An 18431-nucleotide genomic window follows, 5' to 3' on the forward strand; every position below is an offset into this window, starting at 1 on the left:
GCCCCGAGGCAGCCGACGGCGTCCCTGGCCGACGGTCAGTGCCGCCCCTGACCGAGAGGGGTGGCGGCACCGGTCACCTCAGGCCCTCCGTCACTGCGCCCGACGTGCAGCGCTCGACAAGGCCGGTGGGGATGACGACCGTCTTGGGGCGCGACGTGTCCCCCGCGATGCGCTTGAACAGCAATTCGGCGCCGATCCTGCCGATGGCCCGCACGTCGTAGGAGACGACGGTCAGCGGCCGCGCCATCAGACCGGCGGTCTCGAAGTCGTCGAAACCGACCACGTCCAGGTCCTGTTCCAGCCGGTTCAACGCACCGAGGGCGCCGAGGGTGATCCGGTTGTTGAGAGCGAAGAGCGCGGTGGGCGGCTGCGGCGCCGAGAGCATCCGCTCGACCGCGGCCTCGGTGTCGTGCAGCGTGTGCAGGCCGTACCGGATCAGGTCGGGCCGATACGGCAGTCCTGCCCCCTCCAGCGTGCTCTCGGCAGCCGACAGCCGCTCGGCCATCGGATGGATGCTCAGCCAGTCCGACAGCACACCTATCCGCTCATGGCCGCGGGCCACCAGGTGCTCGATCGCGGCCCGCGCGCCCGCCGCGTTGTCGATGAGCACGGTGTCGGCGCGCAGATTGTTGGGCGGGCGGTCGAGGAAGACGGCCGGTGTGCCCATCTCGATCTCGGCGCGCAGGTAGGCATGGTCGGCGGTGCTCCCGGCGGGTACGACCAGCAGCCCGTCGACCCGGTGCTCGCACATCTGCAGCAGGAGCTTGCGCTCGCGGTCGGCGTCCTCCTCCGAACTGGCCGTGAGCAGCAGCGTGTCGTGTTCCAGGGCGCACTGCGCAGCCGCGGCGGCGATGCCCGCGTAGAAGGGGTTGGCCAGATCCTCGATGAGCAGGCCGACCGTGGCCGACGTACTGCGCGAACGCAGGTCCCGGGCCTTGTTGTTGCGCCGGAACCCCAGCCGGGTCACCGCGGTCAGAACGCGCTCGGCCAGCTCCGGGTCGACGGTGGACACCCCGTTCACCACGCGCGACACGGTCTTGAGGCTTACGCCCGCCTCGCGCGCGACATCGACCATCGTCGGGCGCCTCGGCCCGGTCGTGCTCGGACCCGGTGTACTCATGGACGGAACGCTCCTCTCGGCGACATGGCCCTGTGAGGGCGCCAACGTTGTCCCGCTGGGCAACCGCACAGCCGCCGAGGTCCCGCGGATCACCCTACGCCATGGACGGCCTCCGCCTCGATGGGCCGGATCCCGAAGGTGAACCGGGCCGGAACCGCGGCCAGATGGTGCCGTGGCTGGACGGACGGCCCGCACGAGCCACTGCCCAGACCGTGGTGTTCGAGGTCGATGTTGAGGTGGACGAGGCCGTCGGGCTCCAGACCTGCGGTGTGGGTCGCGCTCTGCAACGCCTGTGTGGACCAGGGTTTCACGGTCAGGTCGAACCACGGACTGCCGGTGATCTCGATACCGCCGCCACCGTCCCCGCCCGGACGGGAGCGGGTGAGGCGGGCCCAGCGGAGGTGTCTCCGGTTGCCGTTCTCCTGTGGGCGCACGTACGGGGTCTGCATGGCTTCGACGGTGCTCTCGTACCGACCGACCCGCACCGCGGAGTCACTGTCCCGGTAGGCCTCGCCGGGGCCGAGGCCGAACCAGGTGACCTGGTCGAACCCGCCCGGCAGGGTCATTGCCGCACCGAGCCTGGGCAGCGGGACGGGCCACGGCCGCGTCGGTGCGACGTCGACGGTCAGCACGAGCCGGTTCCCGTCCTCGGCCCTCCAGCGGTAGTCGACGAGCAGGGCGAGATCGGAGCCCGCCGGGGAGATCCTGGTCCGTACGGTGATCCCGTCCTCGTCGGTCCCGACGTCCAGGACCTTGTGCCGGAGGCGGTCCACTCCGGCCTGCTGCCATGCCGCGCCGAGGGAGGAGAACCGGTCGTTGTCGATCGGTGCCCGCCACACATCGACCCGGGGCCCGCTCACCGGCAGCTCACCGAGGCGCACCAGGGCCCCGCTGACCGCGTCGAACAGGCCGGAACCCAGAGAGATCGTGTCACCGTCGCGGCGCGGCAGCGAGACCCGGTCCCCGCCTCCACGTGCCGTCGGTGCCTGGGGCGGAGCGCCCTGCGCCGCACTGTCGGCATGCAGGCCGATCTGGGTCCAGGCAACGGTGTGACCCGCGTCGGCCCAGGGTTCGTTCGCGGCGAGTTCGGCGCTCACGGTCAGCCAGAGCTCTCCCGACCCGGCCGTCTCGACGGCCTTGGCCAGGGCCTCGGGCCGATCGACACGGTCCTGTGCGCCGGGCCCGATCACCGGTACGTCCCACTCTCCCCCGGCCACGAGGACACCCTCCGCCTCCAGACGCCAGGTCCACCTGAGGTATCCGGTGTCACGCGTGTGGTGGAGGTTGCGGATCACGATGGCCCGGTCCGACGCGGCCTCGATCCTGACCGGTTCGATGACCTTCGCGTACTCGACCAGACCGGGCGAGGGGGTGCGGTCCGGGAACAGCAGCCCGTCGATGACGAAGTTGCCGTCGTGGACGGGCTCTCCGAAGTCCCCGCCGTAGGAGTGATACAGGCTTCCGCCGTCGTCCCGCCGGGCGATGCCGTGGTCGATCCACTCCCAGACGAAGCCCCCGGCCAGTCGCGGATGTGCCTCGAACAGCTCCTGGTACTCCCGCAGCCCGCCGGGCCCGTTGCCCATGGCGTGGCCGTACTCGCACAGCAGCAACGGCATGGCACGCCGCCGCGCGTCGTTGGCCGGGTCGCCGGTCAGCGGTTCCTGCCCGCACGCGATCGCCGCCACCGTGGAGTGGTCCGGGTACATCACCGAATAGAGGTCGGTGCACACGCAGTTGTCCCAGTCGCCCTCGTAGTGGATGAGGCGGTCCGGGTCCCGTTCACGGATCCATGCGGCCATGGCCTCCAGGTTCGCGCCGGTGCCGGACTCGTTGCCCAGCGACCAGATCACGACGCTCGGGTGGTTTTTGTCCCGTTCCACCATCCGCTCGGCCCGGTCGAGCAGCGCCGCCCGCCAGACCGGGTCGGCACCGGGGTTGCTCCGCCAGGCGTTCTTCGAGAAGCCGTGTGTCTCCAGGTCGCATTCGTCGATCACCCAGAGCCCGTATTCGTCGCACAGGTCGAGGAAGGCCGTGTCCGGAGGGTAGTGGCTCGTTCTGACGGCGTTGATGTGATGCTGCTTCATCAGCAGCACGTCGGCGAGCATCGTCTCGTGCGTCAGTGTCCGTCCGGTGACCGGATGCCATTCGTGCCGGTTGACGCCGCGGAACAGCAAGGGCTTGCCATTGGCGGTCAGCACGCCGTCCTCGACCGCGATCCGCCGGAAGCCGATCCGGATCGGCACCCGTTCCGTCGCCGTCGCCAACTCACCGAGGTAGAGGTGAGGTTGTTCGTCGCTCCAGGGCGTGACCCCGGTGACGGTGTGCGGTCCGGCCGGGTCGGCGTCGACCAGCCCGAGTTCCGGGACGGTGAGCCGGGCCGCGCCCTCGACGTCGATGCGCAGCATGCCCACGCCCGTGTGGTGCTCGTAGTCGGCGTGGACGAAGAAGTCGGCGACGCCCCCGGCGGGCCGGGACAGCAGCCGCACCGAGCGGAAGATCCCCGACAGCCACCACATGTCCTGGTCCTCCAGGTAGGTCCCGGCGGACCACTGGTGCACCCGGACCGCCAGTACATTGCGTCCGGGGCGCAGCACGCCCGTGACGTCGAACTCGGTCGGCAGCCGACTGCCCTTGCCGTCGCCCAGCCGCGTCCCGTTCAGCCAGACCGCGAAGCACGAGTCCACGCCCTCGAACCTGAGAACCGCCGCTCCTCCGTCGGCGAAGCCCTCTTCGGCCTCGAACTCCCGTCGGTACTCACCCGTCGGGTTGTCGTCGGGCACCCGGGGCGGGTCGAGCGGGATCGGGTAGGTGATGTTCGTGTAGGCGGGGGCGCCGAAGCGGGTGGGCCCCGGCAGGCCGTCCATCTGCCAGCACGAGGGCACCGCGATACGGGTCCAGGCGTCCGCGTCGAACTCGGGGTCCTCGAATCCCGGGGTCAGATCGTGCAGCCCGGCGGCCGGCCGGAAGCTCCACGAACCGTCCAGTTCGATCACCGGTGCGTCGGAACGGAACGACGCACGGGGCCGTGCCCGGCCGTTGCCGGGTGACACGTCTTCGACGTATGCGTTCGCGGTGCAAGAGCGCTGCGTGTGCTCCATCGGTTCGGTTGTCCTTTCCCTGCGTTCGGATCAGTGCGTCCTGGGGGGTGGCGCCGTCGACGCGCGGACTTCGAGGGTGCTGGGCGTGATGTTCTCGCGTTGTGCCGGGGGCCGTCCGTCCAGGACGTCGAGCAGGATCCGCGCGGCCCGCCGGCCCACGTCGGTGCTGTGCAGGCTCACGCTGGTCAGTGCGGGGTCGACGAGCTCCGCGGCCGTGGTGTCGTCGAAGCCCGCCACGGATACGTCGGCCGGCAGGGCTCGTCCGTGTTCGCGCAGCCAGCGCATCGCGCCGAACGCCATGCTGTCGTTGAAGGCGAAGATCGCGGTGGGTGGCTCGGGTCGCGCCATCAGCCGTGCGGCCGCGGCGTAGCCGGACGCGGCGGTGAAGTCGCCGTGTTCCATCAGGTCGTCGGGGGTCGTACGGCGGGCGTCGGCGAAGGCACGGCGCAGGCCCCGCAGCCGGGCGGCCATGGCGAGCCGGTTCTCCACCGGGCCGTTGACGACGCCGATCCGGCGGTGTCCCAGGGCGAGCAGGTGCTGGGTGACGGCATAGGCGCCGCCCTCGTCGTCGGGATGGACGCGGTAGACGTCCTCGTCGGTGTAGCCGATGACGACGGTGGGATAGCCGGCCGACCGCAGCGCGGGCAGCGCCTCTCCGCCGGCCCCGGCCTCCACGAGCAGCCCGTCGACCTGACGGCGCCGGGTGAAGCGCCGGTGGGCCGAGGCCGCGTCGTCGGGCACCTCGGGGGTGGACAGCAGCAAGCCGTAGCCCCGGGCCGCGAGTTCCTGGTCCGCTCCCCCGACCAGGCGGATGAGGTGGTCGTTGGAGAACGCGAAGCCGGGGTTGTACGGAAGGACGACGCCGACGACCTCGGTGCGCCCGCTCGCGAGGGCGCGGGCACCCGCACTCGGCCGGTAGTCGAGCACACGCATGGCGGAGAGCACCCTGTCCCGAACGCCGTCGGTGACCGTCGGGTCGCCGTTCACCACACGGGAGACCGTCTGGTGCGAGACACCCGCCTTGGCCGCGACGGTGCGCAGGGTCGGCCGATCGGACACTCAGGGACCCCTATCCATGACCGTTCACTTGAAGCACATCGGATCATAGGGCGGTCCGTCAGCCAGTGGAAGCCGACTCACATGGATTGACGCGCCGCTTGAGCGACTCTATCTTCAACGACGTCAAGTGACCGGTCACTTGACGTTCGACCGACCGGAAGATGCTCATCGAGCAAAGGATCCTGATCATGAGCGACAGGACGCCGGAACGTAATCTCCCCTCACCCGGCAAAGGCGCGGTGACCCGCCGCCAGGCGCTGGCCTACGGCAGGAACGCCGCGATCGCGGCAGGACTGACCGGTGCGTTCTCCATGGAGAGCGCCGCCACCGCGACAGCGGTTTCCGACACCGCGCCAGGAGGCGTCGCCGCGTCGGCGATCGCCACCACCCCCTCCGTCAGCACGTCCGATGTCGTCACCTCTTGGACCGGGAACACGTTCTCCGGGGCCACCGAGTGGGTGCAGAACTTCATCTTCAACATCGCCGTCACCCCCGACGGTGCCGTCTACACCGTCAGCTTCTGGGACGAGGCCGGCAACTACGCCGGTATCTACAAGGACGGCCACCTCGTCGGGAACTGCAGAGGCGCCAACGGCGACGCGGTCGCGGTGAACCGGTCCTACGCCTACCTCACCGTCGGCAACGGCCTGACGCGCTTCAACCTGAACGGCACCGGCACGTCCTTGACGTTCAACGTGGGCAGCCCGCCGGCCGCAGCGGCCGCCTCGGCGGCACAGGTGGTGGCCACCGACCGGGTGTCCAACCAGGTGAAGGTCTTCGACGCGGCCACCGGATCGCTCCTGCGGAGCTGGAGCGTCAACAAGCCGGGCGCGGTCGCGATCGACGCCGCCGGTGGCATCTGGGTCGTCGAGAACATCACACGGGACACGAACGACGGACACTTCTGGCACGTCGATTCCGCGCGTCCGGCGCGGATCCTGCACTTCTCCAACACCGGGACCGCGCTGCCGGGAACCATCAACGGGCCTGCGAGCGACTGGATCCCGACCTCGCTGGCGATCGACGTCAACGGCGACCTGCTGGTCGGCGACAACGGCCCGCTCCGCCAGGTGCACACGTACGGCAGCCTGTCCGGGACGCCGGTGCTGGCGCGGAGCCTGGGCCTCGCCGGCGGTATCGGGGCCGGAACGCCGGGCCGCAACATCGCCGACAAGTTCTTCGGCATCACCGGGGTCGGCGGTGACTCGGCGGGCAACGTGTACGTCGCCATGTGCGAATTCGGCTCGTGGATACGCAAGTTCGACCCCGCCGGAAACGTGGTCTGGCAGCTCCAGGGGAGCGCCTTCGTCGACGCCGCCGACTTCGACCCGCAGTCCGACGGGCTGGACGTCTACACCAAGCAGTGCCACTACCGTCTCGACGTCACGAAGCCACCGGGACGCGACGTGGCCTGGCGCGGCTACTCCCTCGACTCCGTCAAGTACCCCGAGGACGCACGCCTGTTCCTGGCCGGTCACCAGCACCACGCCGCTTCTCCGACGCTGGTGCGCAAGAACGGCTCGCTGTACATGTACATCACCGGCATGTACTCCTCGCACCTGCTCATCTACCGCTTCGAGGGCGAGATCGCCAAGCCGTCCGGTGCCTTCTTCAAGCAGCACTGGACCGGCGACGATCCCACGTGGCCGCCGTACCAGCCGGCACAGGGCGAATGGATCTGGCGCGACCTGAGCGGGAACGGGAGGTTCGAGGCCGGCGAATACCTCCAGACGGGCACCGGCCAGAACTCCCCGGGCAACTGCTGGGTCTGGTTCGTCGACACCAATGGCGACGTCTGGGAGGGCGGGGACCGCAACCTGCGCCACTACCCCCTGCAGGGGTTCGACGCCCAGGGCAACCCGATCTACAACTACACCAGCATGGTGACGGTCCCCCTGCCCGCGCCGTTCACCACTGTCCGCCGCCTGCACTACGACGTTGCCGGCGACGTCATGTATATGTCCGGGTACACGCCCACAGCACCGTTCGAGAACGCCTACTGGAAGGAGGCCGGCAAGGTCCTGGCGCGATATGACCGTTGGAGCACCGGCAACCGAACGGCGACCTGGACGATGCTCCTGCCCTGGGACACCGCGGCGACACCGGGCGTGACCACGGTGGGCCTCGCGTGGGCGGGCGACTACATCTTCACGGTCGGTGTCCAGACCCGCGGCCAGGTCTGGGTCTGGAGGGCCGGCGACGGAAGTGCCGTCGGCAGCTGGCTCCCGGGCAGCAACGTCGGCGGAGTCGAACGGACCGGGTGGGTCGACATCCCGTACGGCATCTCCGCGGTCCGGCGCTCCACCGGGGAGTACCTGGTCAACGTCGAGGACGATCTCTTCAACAAGGTGCTGCTCTACCGCTGGGTCCCCTGAGCATCACGATGACCGGACCCTACGAGGAGTTGGGTGATGGATGCCGTGCGTGTGGCCTCGTTGGACGGTATCGAGTTGGCGGCCGCCGTGCACCGCTGCGCTCCGGGTGCCGGCGCGCACAGCGCGGTGCTCCTCGTCCATGGCGTCTCCGCCGACCTGGACGAGGGCGGGACGTTCGTCCGGCTCGCCGACCGTCTGTCCACGCACGGCATGACCGCCGTCCGGTTCAGCTTCCGTGGACACGGGGCCAGCGGCGGCACCCCCGAGGGAGTGACGATCGCCGGGGAGATGCTCGATCTGCAGGCGGTCGTCGAGTACGCAACGAAGGAGTACCCCGGCCCACTGGCCGTGGTGGCGGCCAGCTTCGGCGCCGTGGCCACCGGGCTGTCCATGCCCTGGCTCGCGAAGCGGCTGGTGGGACTGGTGCTGTGGAACCCCGTGCTCGATCTGCGACGTACGTTCCTGGAACCCGAACTGCCCTGGGGACTCGCGAACTTCGGCCCCACGGCGATGGCGGGAATGACGGAGAAGGGGAGTCTGCTCCTCAACGGAACCTTCCCTCTGGGACGCGTGCTGTTCACCGAGATGGCCCGGTACCGGCCGATCGAGGCCTACGCCACCGACAGCCCGCCGACGATGGTGCTTCACGGAGACCGTGACGGCCATGTCTCCTTCGACATCGCTCGGCGGACCGCCGAGGCGATTTCGGCCTGGGAGTTCCACGCCGTCTCGGGTGCCGCTCACGGTTTCCACACCCGTGAGCACGAGGCCGAGGCGGTCGCGGTGACGGCACGGTGGCTGAAGCACGCAGCAGCGTCGGCCGGACCCGCCCGCGGATGACATGGGACAGTCGCCACGGGCACAGGTCGGGGGTACCTCCGAGTGGCCTGTGCACCCCGTGTCCGTGCACCCGGCAGCAGCCCGGCCGGACGGAGGTACGAGCGGCAGCGATCCGGACGTCTGACAGACTCCGCTCCATGACGACAAGAGCCGTGCTGCGTATGGGGTCGAGCGACGTTCGGATGGTTGAGGATCCGTCCGCGACCGATCTCTACGATCTGCTCTCGGAGATGAACTTCAGGTACTGGGTCTCGGTTGAGAAGCCTGACCTGTCGCCGCCGGGGCAGCACTGCCTCCAGATCCGTATGGACGTGAGCATTCCCTCGGACGACGGTCGAGGGTACATCCTCGAATGCCGTGAGGGCCGATCCGATCGGCACGTCCGCGCCGTCGCCACCGACAGTGCGCCCTGGGACAGCGCGTTGTCGCCCGCCTTCGAACTGGTGGCAAAGGTGGTCGATGACTGGGTGCGGGCGCGTGACACCTGGCGTGAGGCGATGCCATGGGAGCGGGTGGACGTCGACATCGACTGATCAACCGGATCGCCCGGAGTGCCTCAGGGACGCGGATCCGGTGCCGGTTTACCGGACGTCGGCCCGACTCGCCACCGACGACGTCAGGGGCATCGGGCAGCCGCTGGTACCGGATGTCGGAGCCGTCACGCCTCGGTCGCAGGCCGGGGGCGGGGCCGTGCTCCTTGCGTGTACCGCGCTCAGTCGTCGCCCCGCGACGGCATGAGCCGCAACACCGTGCCCTCCCCGTCGGCCGAGAGCAGCAACGTGCCGTCGGGCGCGGCGGTGAGGCCGGCGAAGCGGCGCGCCGAGCCGGGCAGACCGCCCGCGAAGAGGGCGGGCTGAACCCGCGGACGAACGCCAGGGGGCAGTCCGACAGGCAACTCCTCCGCATCGACGCGGAGTTCGCCCGTGATGGGCGAGACGGCGAGAAGCCTGCGCCCCGCGGTGTCGACGGTGAACAGTTCGCCGTCCAACACCGTGAGCCCCTCCGGCGCGCCGAGCCCCTCGGCGACGACGACCGCGCCGTCCTCGCCGAGCCGGGACACCGCCCCCTGCCGGTCGTCGCTCACGTAGCAGCGGCCCTCGGCATCGAAGGCGACGTCCACGGGGTGCTCGAGACCCTCGGCCAGCACGGTGACCGTGTCCTGCGCATCGACGGCGAGGACGCGGCCTGCACCGGTCTCGGCGACGACGAGCGATCCGTCGGGCGCGACGGCGATGCCGAGCGGTTGGTCCAGTCCGCTCGCCCGCCGCCGAGAGTCGCCCCGCGCGGGATCGTACGTCCGCACCTCGCCGAACTGGGAGGTGAGATGCAGGAGTTCGCCGTCGGACACGACACCGTGCGCGAAGGTCAGCAGGGCGTTCGTGGTGACGCCGCCCTCCGTGGGTCCCTCCTGATCGCCCGCAGGGCTCGCGAGGCGGTAGTGGTCGGCGGCATGGACGGTCCCGCCGAGGTCGATCGTCACGCCGTAGGGGCCGTCGAAGCCGCGGGGCACGATCTCGCGGGTCCGTCCGTCGGGGTGCAGTTCGGTGACGCCGCCGCTCGCGTAGCTGGAGACGTACATCCGGTTCTCGGTGTCGAAGGCGGCGTTGTCCAGGCCGACGAGGCCGCTGGTGAGAAGCGTGCGGGTGCCTGTGCCGTGCAGGTCGACGCGGGTGACGAAACCTTCGGTGCCCCGGGACAGGACGTGCAGGACGCCGTCGAGGTCGAAGCGCACGGCGACGGGCTCGTGCACGTCCTCGGCGACGGTCTCGGGGGCCCCTCCGTCGGGAGGGATCCTCCATACCTGTCCGGTGACCATGTGCGGGTAGTACAGGTGCCCGTCGGGTCCTCGTTGCATGGCGTTGCCGAGGGCGAGTCCGTCGGTGAGGACGACCGGGTCGCCACCGTCGGGGAAGAGTTCCATCAGGCGGCCGTCGGGCTTCATCTCATTGACGAACAGCCGGTCGCCGATGCAGGTGATGCCGTTGGGGTTGGTGATCTCGTCGCAGACGAGGGTGTACGTGCCATCAGGACGGCGGCGCCAGACCCGGCCGGGAACCAGGTCGGCGATGTACATGGAACCGTCCGCGCCGAAGGCGAGATCGTCCGGCGACTGCACCGGACCGTCCATGGGAACGATCACCTCGACGTCCCCGGTGGCCGGGTCGACGGCGCTGATCTGTCCGGCGAGGAACTGCGCGACATGGAGTCGTCCGTCGGGCCCGAAGGCGATGCCGTTGGAACCCCACAGCCGGTTGGGCGGGTTGAGGCGGCGGGTCTTCCAGCGGCCGCTGGTGGTCCGGGCGCGACCGGTCGCGTCGAAGCGGTTGGGGAACGCGCTCACCACGTCCCCGCCTCGTCGTCGTCCCGCTTCCCGACGAGTACGTCGCTCGGACCGCCGTTCTCGCGCCAGTTCCTGAGCAGTTCGTGGAAGGCGACCGGGCCGTCACCGTAGGCCTGGCTCCGCTCCCTGGGCCGGCCCTCGTTGTTGTAGTAGCCGGGGGTGCACTCGGCGTGGAACGCGTACAGATCTGCGGCCTTGCGCCGGATCGTGGCGACCCACGCGTCCTGTGCCTCGACGGTCGGCTCGACGTACCTCGCCCGGCGCCGGCGGGCCTGCGCGACGACCTCGGCGATGTGTGTGGCCTGTTCGTCGAGGACGTGGACGAAGTTGACGGCGGCGGCGTTCTGCAGCGGCCCCATGTGGAACAGGTTCGGGAAGCCGTGGCTGTAGAACCCGTGCAGGGTCCTGGGTCCGTCCTTCCAGGAGTCGAGAAGGCTCGCGCCGCCGCGCCCGTACACGGGCAGCTTGCCCGACAGCACGCCGGAGACGCCGGTCTCGAAGCCGGTCGCGAAGATGATGCAGTCGACCTCGTACGCGGTGTTGCCGACCACGACGGCCCGGTCCGTGATGCGTTCGACGCCGTGGGTGTCGGCGGTGTCGACGAGAGTGACGTCGGGCCGGTTGAAAGTCTGCAGGTAGGTGTCGCTGAACGTGGGACGCTTGCACATGTAGCGGTACCAGGGCTTGAGCTTCTCCGCGGTCACCGCGTCCACGACGATGCTGTCGACGCGGCCGCGCAGCTCGTTCATCTTCTGGAAGTCTGCTGTCTCGTAGGCCCGTTCGCGTTCCTCGGCCGGAATGTGCGCGTAGCTGTTGGTGGGGATCATCTTCTCCTGGAGCCGGGCGCCGCTGGTCCAGGCGTCGTTCACGAGGTCCTGCGCCACGTGTGCTCCGGTGACGGTCCGGAGGAAGTTCTCCATGCGGCGCCGCTGCCAGCCGGGAGTCAGGGACGCGGCCCAGTCGGGGTCGGTGGGCCGATTGCCGCGCACATCGACGGTGGACGGGGTGCGCTGGAACACGTACAGGTGCTGGGCGTCGGCGCCGAGGTGCGGGACGACCTGGATGGCGGTCGCGCCGGTCCCGATCAGGGCGACGCGTTTGTCCGCGAGCCTGTGCAGTCCACCGTCGGCGCTCCCGCCGGTGTACGCGTAGTCCCAGCGGCTGGTGTGGAAGGTGTGGCCGCGGTACGTCTCGATGCCCGGGATGCCGGGGAGCTTGGGCCGGCTGAGGGTGCCGGTGGCGACGACCACGTGGCGGGCCCTGATGCGGTCTCCGCGGTCGGTGGCGACGAGCCACTCCGCCCCGTCCTCGTCCCAGCGCAGTTCGGTCGCCGCGGTGCGGAAACAGGCGTCGTCGTAGAGTTCGAAGCGGCGCGCGATCGCCCGCGCGTGCTGCCTGATCTCCTCGCCCGGGGCGTACTTCCACGCCGGGACGTAGCCCACCTCTTCGAGCAGGGGCATGTAGACGTACGACTCGATGTCGCAGTGGATGCCCGGATAGCGGTTCCAGTACCAGGTGCCGCCGAAGTCGGCGCCCTTTTCGATCAGGCGGACGGAGGCGACGCCCGCCTCGCGCAGCCGGGCTCCGGCGAGCAGTCCACCGAAGCCACCGCCGATTATCAGGACCGTCACCCGGTCGTCGAGCGGCTCCCGCGTCGGTTCACCGTCCGCGTAGGGGTCTTCGTCGAAGCGGCCGAACCCGCCCTCGGGTCGCCGATACTGTCCGCTGCCCTCCGGGCGTATGCGCCGGTCCCGTTCGGTGCGGTATCGGGCACGCAGTTCGTCGAGGTCGAAGCCGAGCTCCTGCGGGGCGTGGGGGGTGGCCATGGTTCTCCTGTGGGTGTGGGGCGAGGTCGGGGTCGTTCGTTCGGGTCACGCCGGGCTCGTTGCTCCGGTGCCGTGCTTCGCCGCGTTGTCGTCGGTCGCCGTGCGTCCCTCTTCCGCCTTGCGATCCATGTCACCGGGCCCCGCTCGCTGATCCGGCCTGATCCGAACAGAAAACCCTGGGCCGTGTCCTCGATCCGGCGTCTCTCGGCCGGAGGCCGTACAGCGGAAGGCAGTTGAGGACACGGTCTAAGGGCTGTCCCGAAATCCCTGGTGGATCAGCGCGCGGCGTCGGATGCGGTGCATCGCAAGGCGGAGGGACGTCCGCATACTGGATGTATGCGGATGTTCCGACAACGCGGCAAGGTGCCGTAGCCGTCGTCGCGCGCCCGCCAGGGATTACGGGACAGCCCTTAGGGGGCGGACGGTGACCGGTGCGAGAAACAGGCCGACGACGGCGTCGGCAAGGGTGTCGGCGGTATGGGTCCAGGACGTGTGGCGGGTGGCTGTGCCGTCGGCGAGTGCGCGCTCCCGCTCGGCGCACGTCTGCAGGATGAGGTGACGAGCCATGTCGGCCCGCTCGGCGCGGACTTGAAGGGGTACGTCGGTGATGCGGGCGGCAAGTCCTTCCAACGTCCTTCGCAGCGCCGGTCGTTCGAGTGCCTCGTCGATGGCGATCGCGCGCAGCACGGGGTCGGCCATGGCCTGGGCGGCGAAGCGGCCGTGCCACGACGGGACGCCGAGTTCGGCCAGGTGCTCGCAGGACGGGCGAACGAGACAGCCGACCCAGTCCCGGATGTCGTTGCTCGTGGCGCATCGCGCCAGGTGCCGCTCACGGATGGCTTCGGTGGCATCGGCATGGTCCCGCATGATGGCCCGGACCAGGCCGGACTTGCTGCCGAAGTGGTAGCTGACCGCAGTGTTGTTGCCGAGTCCGGCCGCGTCGCTGATCTGCCGGTTCGACACGGCGACCAGACCCTGTTCGGCGAAGAGCCGTTCGGCGGCCGCCATGATCGCCCGGCGGGTCCGCGCCGTCTGTGTCGCGTGCGGAACGGAGTGCGGCCGCGCCGTCCTCGTCGTCGGGATGTCGGTCACAGAGGGCCGCCTCCTTGATCCGTGTTCGCGGGATGCGACCTCAGTGAAGACACCCCCCGTTCTTAAGTCAATTGATTGACTTAAGTTTCGGCCAGCTCCGACCTGCGGCACATGGGTGGGACGGATCATGACAAAGTCGTGTGCCGCCCCCTTCCGCCGAGCCGGACGGCGGGCATCTGCATCACCTTCCGGTCCGTCGGTGGCCCGCCGAGCGTGTCTCATGGGCGACCATCACCGGTTGCGCACGATCGCGAGCGCGGAGCCCGGCACACAGCCGCCCGACCTGTGTCTTGATCGCGGCGGGACTCAGCTGCAGGTGCTCCACGAGTTCCGCTTTCGGGAGGCCACGAACGATGGACCCGAGGGCCTCCAACTGATGGTCGGGTCAGCCGAAGGGGCCCGGGGCCACGGCGATCCCGCACCGGGAAGAAGCGGCCATCGCCTTGGCCGAGCCGGAGATCGATCCGTGCCGGATCGACGGTCCGCGGACACTCCTGATTCCTCGGGTCATGTCGTGTTCATACGGTGTCGTCGGGGGCGAGGTCGGGTCGCAGGCGATGCCAGGTGGGGTGCCGGAGCAGGCCCGCCTTGGTGCGGGTCGTGTAGCGGACCTCGCCGACGAGGCGTGGAAGCACCCATCGTGCTCCGGCTGCTGCGGGCGGGGTGTCGAAGGGGCATTCGTCGACGGCGGCGGTCCGGAGGAGTGCCGCCAGTGCGGTGCGTTGCCTGTCGCTCCATCCAGTGCCGACGCTGCCGATGTATCGCAGACCGTGCTGGTGTCGCTCTCCCAGGAGCAGGGCACCGGGCAGGCCGGTGAGCCTGCCGCGGCCGGGCAGCCATCCGCCGACGATCACGTCGATGGTGCGGACGTGCCGGATCTTGATCCACGCGCGGGAGCGGACACCGGGCTCGTAGCGGGAGGTGAGGCGCTTCGCGACCAGGCCCTCCAGGCCCGCGGCCCGGGTCGTCTCCAGGGCCTGCGCGCCGTGCCCGACGACCGCCGCAGGGGTGGACCACTGGTCCCCGTCCAGGCCCAGATCCTCCAGTACGGTGCGGCGCTCGGTGTACGGCAGTCGGATCAGGCTGGACTTCCCCAGGTGGAGGGCGTCGAACAGGACCAGGTGGGCGGGGACGGACCGGGCCATGCGGGCCGCTTTCGCCGGGGATCCGGCGAGCCCCATCCGGGACTGGAGCCGCTCGAAATCGCTGCGTCCCTCGGAATCGAGCGCGACGATCTCTCCGTCCAGGACCGCGGGCCCGCCGAGGACGGATCCCAGCCGCCTGAGCTCCGGGTAGGCGCCGGTGATGTCTGCCCCGGACCGGGCCCGCAAGGTGACGGTGCCATCGCCCGGAAGGTAGACCACGGCCCGCTGGCCGTCGTGCTTCACCTCGAACGCCCACCGGTCGTCCTTGGCCGGCAGGCTGCCGGGGGTGGCGAGCATGGGATCGATCCGGGGCAACGGCACGGGGCGATTCGGGTCAGGAGGCACTGCGCTTCTTCGCAGCCGCCTTCCGGGCCGCGGTCTTCCTCGTCGTCGCGGTCTTCTTCGCGGAGGTCTTCGTGGCCGGTGCGGTCTTCCTCGCGGACGTCTTCTTGCGGGGTCGCATCTCGTGCACCGTCGCGGCCTCGCCGCGCGATTCCCTGGCGGCCTCGACCGAGGCGTTCAGGGCAGCCATCAGGTCCACGACCTTCCCGGGCTTCGGCTCCTCCCCTTCGGCCGGCTGCCGTGGTTCCTTGCCCTCCACCCTCGCCTCGAGCAGTTCCTCCAGGGCGTCGCGGTACTGGTCCCGGAATCCGGAGATGTCGTCGAGGGCCATGGTGTCGGTGAGCTGGACGGCCCGTTCGATCTCGTCCTCGTCCAGGCCGGTGACCTCGGGGGCGAGGGATTCGGGACTGCGGATCTCGTCCGGCCACCGCATGCTGTGCAGCACGATCGCCCCCTCCCGTACCCGCAGAAGTCCCAGGCGCTCGCGGTTGTGCCAGGCGAACTTCGCGACCGCGACCTTGTCGGAGCGCTCCAGCGCCTTGCGGAGCAAGGTGTAGGGCTTGGCGGCGACCTGGCCGTCGATCGCGAGGTAGTAGCTGTCACCGATCCGGATCGGGTCGATGCTGTCCGCGTCGACGAACGCCACGATCTCGATCGCCTTCGCCGTGGGCAGCGGCATCTCATCCAGCTCTTCGTCGGTGACCGGGACGGTCTCGCCCCGGGTGAGCTCGTAGCCCCTGCCGATCTCTTCCTGCGGGACGACTTCGCCGTCGAGTTCACAGACCTTGCGGGTACGGACCCGGCCCATGTCCTTCAGATGGACCTGGTGGAAGCGGACCGAGCGGTCCTCGGTCGCGGACACGACCTTGATCGGAATCGTGACCAGGCCGAAGCTGATGGCACCGGTCCACAAGGGCCGCGGCATGTCCACCTCCAGGCCCCCCTTGGGCAGTGTGGGAAGGGAAGCGGACCGGAGCGCCCGAGGAAGGGGATCGACCCCGTTCAGGGCCGGGGCGCGACCGGACCACTGCCCGTACCCTGATCCTCACGCCGGTCTCGCTCGCGCGCATCTGGATCAGGCACCTCCGGCCCCGCACACGCCGACCGCCCGTCCCGGGAGCGGCTCGAACGGGTCCGCCACCTGGCATCCGAAGGCGTCACGGTTCGGTGTGATGACGCTTTCGGAGCGCTACCCGGCGAGTGTCTGGGTGCCCAGGACGGAGAGGAGTTCGAGTCGATCGGCGTCCCGGCTGCCGGGCTCGGCCGTGTAGATCATGATGCGCAGGTCGCTTCCCGCGACGCTCAGCACGTCGCAGTCCAGCGTCACGACGCCCACCTGCGGGTGATCCACAGTCTTGCGCGACGCCTCGTGGCGACCCATTGCTCCGGAGTCCCAGAGATCCGCGAACCGCTCGCTGTTCGCACGCAGATCGGCGATCAGGTGTCGCAACCGCTGGTCCTGCGGATAACGGCTCGCTGCCGCGCGCAGGTCGGCCACCACCGCGGTCTCCGTCGCGAGCCGGGACTGCGATGTGTGGCGGACGCGACCGCCGGAGCCGAGGAAGGCGCGCCACGCGCCGTTGCGCTCCCGACCGTGCCGCTCGCCCATCAGCGCCGTGTACAGCGGGTTGGTCAGCAGCAGCGTCCACGACGCGTCGGAGACCGCGACGGGCGTCCCGGTCAGCCTGTCCAGCATCCGGTGCACGCTCGGCGTGATGTACGCCGGTACCGTGCCCCGCCCCGGCGGCACGAGCCCGGCGACATGGAACAGGTACTCGCGTTCGGGCGGGGACAGGCGAAGAGCCCGCCCCAGGGCCTCGATGACCTGCTCCGAGGGGGTTGGTCGACCGGCCCTGTTCCAGTCGGGTCACGTAGTCGACCGAGATCCCGGCGAGCATGGCCAGTTCCTCTCGGCGCAACCCGGCCGCGCGCCGATGCCCTCCGGCGGGCAGCCCCGCAGCCTCCGGGGGGACCCGGTCGCGCCAGCGCCTCACCGTTCGTCCGAATTCCGTGCTCGCCATGCCACCACTGTGCACCGCACCACGCCGGTCTTCCTGGTACTGGCAGTCCCAGGAAGAAGGGACTGCTGGCAGATCCCCACCGTCCGCCGCAGCCTGGAGGCATGACCACGACACTGATCACCGGGGCCGACAAGGGCCTCGGTTTCGAGACCGCCCGCCGCCTGACCGCCGCGGGCCACACCGTCTACATCGGCAGCCGGGACATCGAACGCGGCCGCCGAGCCGCGGAACGGCTGGGCGCGCGGACGGTCCAGCTCGACGTCACCGACGACGCGTCCGTTCAGGCCGCGGCCGAGAGCATCGAGGCCGATGGAGGGCTGGACGTACTGGTCAACAATGCGGGTATCGAGAAGCGGGACGCGGACAACAACGTGATCGGTGCCGCGGACGTGACCGCCGACGTGATGCGGCACATGTTCGAGACGAACGTCTTCGGCACGGTGCGCGTCACCCACGCGTTTCTCCCGCTGCTGCGGCGTTCCACCGCCCCGGTGGTGGTCAATGTCAGCAGTGGGCTGGCTTCCCTGACCCGCGTCACCGACCCGGACGCTCCGGCGTACGCCTACCCGGGCGTCGCCTACCCGGCGTCGAAGGCGGCGGTCAACATGATCACCGTGCAGTACGCGAAGGCGTTCTTGGGCATGCGGATCAATGCTGTGGAGCCTGGCTTCACCAAGACCGACCTGAACGGCAACACCGGCATCCAGACCGTCGAACAGGGTGCCGAGATCATCGTCCGCATGGCCCAGGTGGGACCCGACGGCCCCACCGGTGGCTACTTCGACGCAGCAGGCCCCCTCCCTTGGTAGGAACGATCCGACGTGAAGGATCCGGTCCGTCGCGAGGAGCACTTCACGTGGTGTGTCCCTCCCGCTGAAACCCTCAGCCACGGCTTCTGACGGAGCGCGAGAGTCGGCCGCTCGGCAGGTGTGCCGACCCGGGGCCCGGGTCGGCACCCGCGGCGAAGTCGTCACCGCGGGCAGCTGCCCCTCCGCGTGCGTACTGGGGTGGACGCCGCACCACGTCGTCCTCGTCGCGCACCTGCCGGAGGTGGCGGAGCCGTCGGCCGAAGCGGGTTCGTCCGGCCCCGCGAGATGCTGGAGCACATCGCCGGGGCCGCGTTCCCCGCGTCGCTCTCCGACGAGGACGCGCTGCCGGTCGGTACCGGACGA

12 protein-coding genes and 1 pseudogene are annotated in these 18431 nt (G+C 69.9%); 4 read left to right on the forward strand and 9 right to left on the reverse strand.

Annotation, left to right across the window (positions count from 1 at the left end; genetic code table 11):
* Positions 1-73 precede the first annotated feature (73 nt).
* From ACIRP2_RS21740 to ACIRP2_RS21750, 3 genes are all read right to left on the reverse strand, one after another.
* Positions 74-1120, reverse strand: a complete 1047-nt coding sequence (locus tag ACIRP2_RS21740; RefSeq protein ID WP_404252602.1) for a LacI family DNA-binding transcriptional regulator — start codon at positions 1118-1120, stop codon at positions 74-76.
* 89 nt (positions 1121-1209) lie between these two features.
* Complete coding sequence (locus tag ACIRP2_RS21745; RefSeq protein ID WP_404252604.1) at positions 1210-4218, reverse strand: glycoside hydrolase family 2 TIM barrel-domain containing protein; 3009 nt, start codon at positions 4216-4218, stop codon at positions 1210-1212.
* Positions 4219-4248: 30 nt separating this feature from the next.
* On the reverse strand, positions 4249-5277 hold the full coding sequence (locus ACIRP2_RS21750; protein WP_404252606.1) for a LacI family DNA-binding transcriptional regulator: 1029 nt from the start codon (positions 5275-5277) through the stop codon (positions 4249-4251).
* Positions 5278-5465: 188 nt separating this feature from the next.
* Here ACIRP2_RS21750 and ACIRP2_RS21755 point away from each other — a divergent pair, with 188 nt between their 5' ends.
* The 3 genes from ACIRP2_RS21755 to ACIRP2_RS21765 all read left to right on the forward strand — a co-directional run bounded on the left by ACIRP2_RS21755 (position 5466) and on the right by ACIRP2_RS21765 (position 9025).
* Positions 5466-7652 carry a hypothetical protein gene (locus ACIRP2_RS21755; RefSeq protein ID WP_404252608.1) on the forward strand — a complete coding sequence of 729 codons (2187 nt, stop codon included), beginning with the start codon at positions 5466-5468 and terminating at the stop codon, positions 7650-7652.
* A gap of 36 nt (positions 7653-7688) precedes the next feature.
* A complete protein-coding gene (locus ACIRP2_RS21760) occupies positions 7689-8492 on the forward strand; it encodes an alpha/beta hydrolase (RefSeq protein ID WP_404252610.1) in 804 nt (267 codons plus the stop codon).
* A 161-nt stretch (positions 8493-8653) separates the two neighbouring features.
* On the forward strand, positions 8654-9025 hold the full coding sequence (locus tag ACIRP2_RS21765) for a hypothetical protein (RefSeq protein ID WP_404252612.1): 372 nt from the start codon (positions 8654-8656) through the stop codon (positions 9023-9025).
* 179 nt (positions 9026-9204) lie between these two features.
* Here the strand turns inward: ACIRP2_RS21765 and ACIRP2_RS21770 are convergent, their stop codons facing one another.
* The 6 genes and pseudogenes from ACIRP2_RS21770 to ACIRP2_RS21795 form a co-directional block, all read right to left on the reverse strand.
* The gene (locus tag ACIRP2_RS21770) at positions 9205-10833 is read right to left on the reverse strand and encodes a hypothetical protein (RefSeq protein WP_404252614.1); all 1629 of its coding nucleotides are present in this window, start codon (positions 10831-10833) and stop codon (positions 9205-9207) included.
* The gene (locus ACIRP2_RS21775) at positions 10830-12659 is read right to left on the reverse strand and encodes a flavin-containing monooxygenase (protein WP_404252616.1); all 1830 of its coding nucleotides are present in this window, start codon (positions 12657-12659) and stop codon (positions 10830-10832) included. The genes ACIRP2_RS21770 and ACIRP2_RS21775 overlap by 4 nt, the downstream gene beginning before the upstream one ends.
* Positions 12660-13055: 396 nt before the next feature.
* Positions 13056-13667, reverse strand: a complete 612-nt coding sequence (locus ACIRP2_RS21780) for a TetR/AcrR family transcriptional regulator (protein ID WP_404252913.1) — start codon at positions 13665-13667, stop codon at positions 13056-13058.
* Positions 13668-14269: 602 nt separating this feature from the next.
* Positions 14270-15193 carry a non-homologous end-joining DNA ligase gene (ligD, locus tag ACIRP2_RS21785; RefSeq protein WP_404252618.1) on the reverse strand — a complete coding sequence of 308 codons (924 nt, stop codon included), beginning with the start codon at positions 15191-15193 and terminating at the stop codon, positions 14270-14272.
* 37 nt (positions 15194-15230) lie between these two features.
* Complete coding sequence (locus ACIRP2_RS21790; protein WP_404252620.1) at positions 15231-16163, reverse strand: Ku protein; 933 nt, start codon at positions 16161-16163, stop codon at positions 15231-15233.
* Positions 16164-16427: 264 nt separating this feature from the next.
* Positions 16428-17259 (reverse strand): annotated as a pseudogene (locus ACIRP2_RS21795) (helix-turn-helix transcriptional regulator).
* A gap of 101 nt (positions 17260-17360) precedes the next feature.
* Here ACIRP2_RS21795 and ACIRP2_RS21800 point away from each other — a divergent pair.
* A complete protein-coding gene (locus ACIRP2_RS21800) occupies positions 17361-18068 on the forward strand; it encodes an SDR family NAD(P)-dependent oxidoreductase (RefSeq protein WP_404252622.1) in 708 nt (235 codons plus the stop codon).
* Positions 18069-18431: the final 363 nt, after the last annotated feature.

Origin of the sequence: Streptomyces sp. NPDC101194 (assembly GCF_044767885.1) — a bacterium.
In the GTDB taxonomy this organism is placed as follows: Bacteria; Actinomycetota; Actinomycetes; order Streptomycetales; family Streptomycetaceae; genus Streptomyces.

Coding starts and splice junctions, on each gene's coding strand:
- ACIRP2_RS21755 (WP_404252608.1), top strand. CDS start 5,466: ATGAGCGACAGGACGCCGGAACGTAATCTCCCCTCACCCGGCAAAGGC.
- ACIRP2_RS21790 (WP_404252620.1), bottom strand. CDS start 16,163: ATGCCGCGGCCCTTGTGGACCGGTGCCATCAGCTTCGGCCTGGTCACG.
- ACIRP2_RS21800 (WP_404252622.1), top strand. CDS start 17,361: ATGACCACGACACTGATCACCGGGGCCGACAAGGGCCTCGGTTTCGAG.
- ACIRP2_RS21775 (WP_404252616.1), bottom strand. CDS start 12,659: ATGGCCACCCCCCACGCCCCGCAGGAGCTCGGCTTCGACCTCGACGAA.
- ligD (WP_404252618.1), bottom strand. CDS start 15,193: ATGCTCGCCACCCCCGGCAGCCTGCCGGCCAAGGACGACCGGTGGGCG.
- ACIRP2_RS21780 (WP_404252913.1), bottom strand. CDS start 13,667: ATGGCGGCCGCCGAACGGCTCTTCGCCGAACAGGGTCTGGTCGCCGTG.
- ACIRP2_RS21745 (WP_404252604.1), bottom strand. CDS start 4,218: ATGGAGCACACGCAGCGCTCTTGCACCGCGAACGCATACGTCGAAGAC.
- ACIRP2_RS21765 (WP_404252612.1), top strand. CDS start 8,654: ATGGGGTCGAGCGACGTTCGGATGGTTGAGGATCCGTCCGCGACCGAT.
- ACIRP2_RS21760 (WP_404252610.1), top strand. CDS start 7,689: ATGGATGCCGTGCGTGTGGCCTCGTTGGACGGTATCGAGTTGGCGGCC.
- ACIRP2_RS21740 (WP_404252602.1), bottom strand. CDS start 1,120: ATGAGTACACCGGGTCCGAGCACGACCGGGCCGAGGCGCCCGACGATG.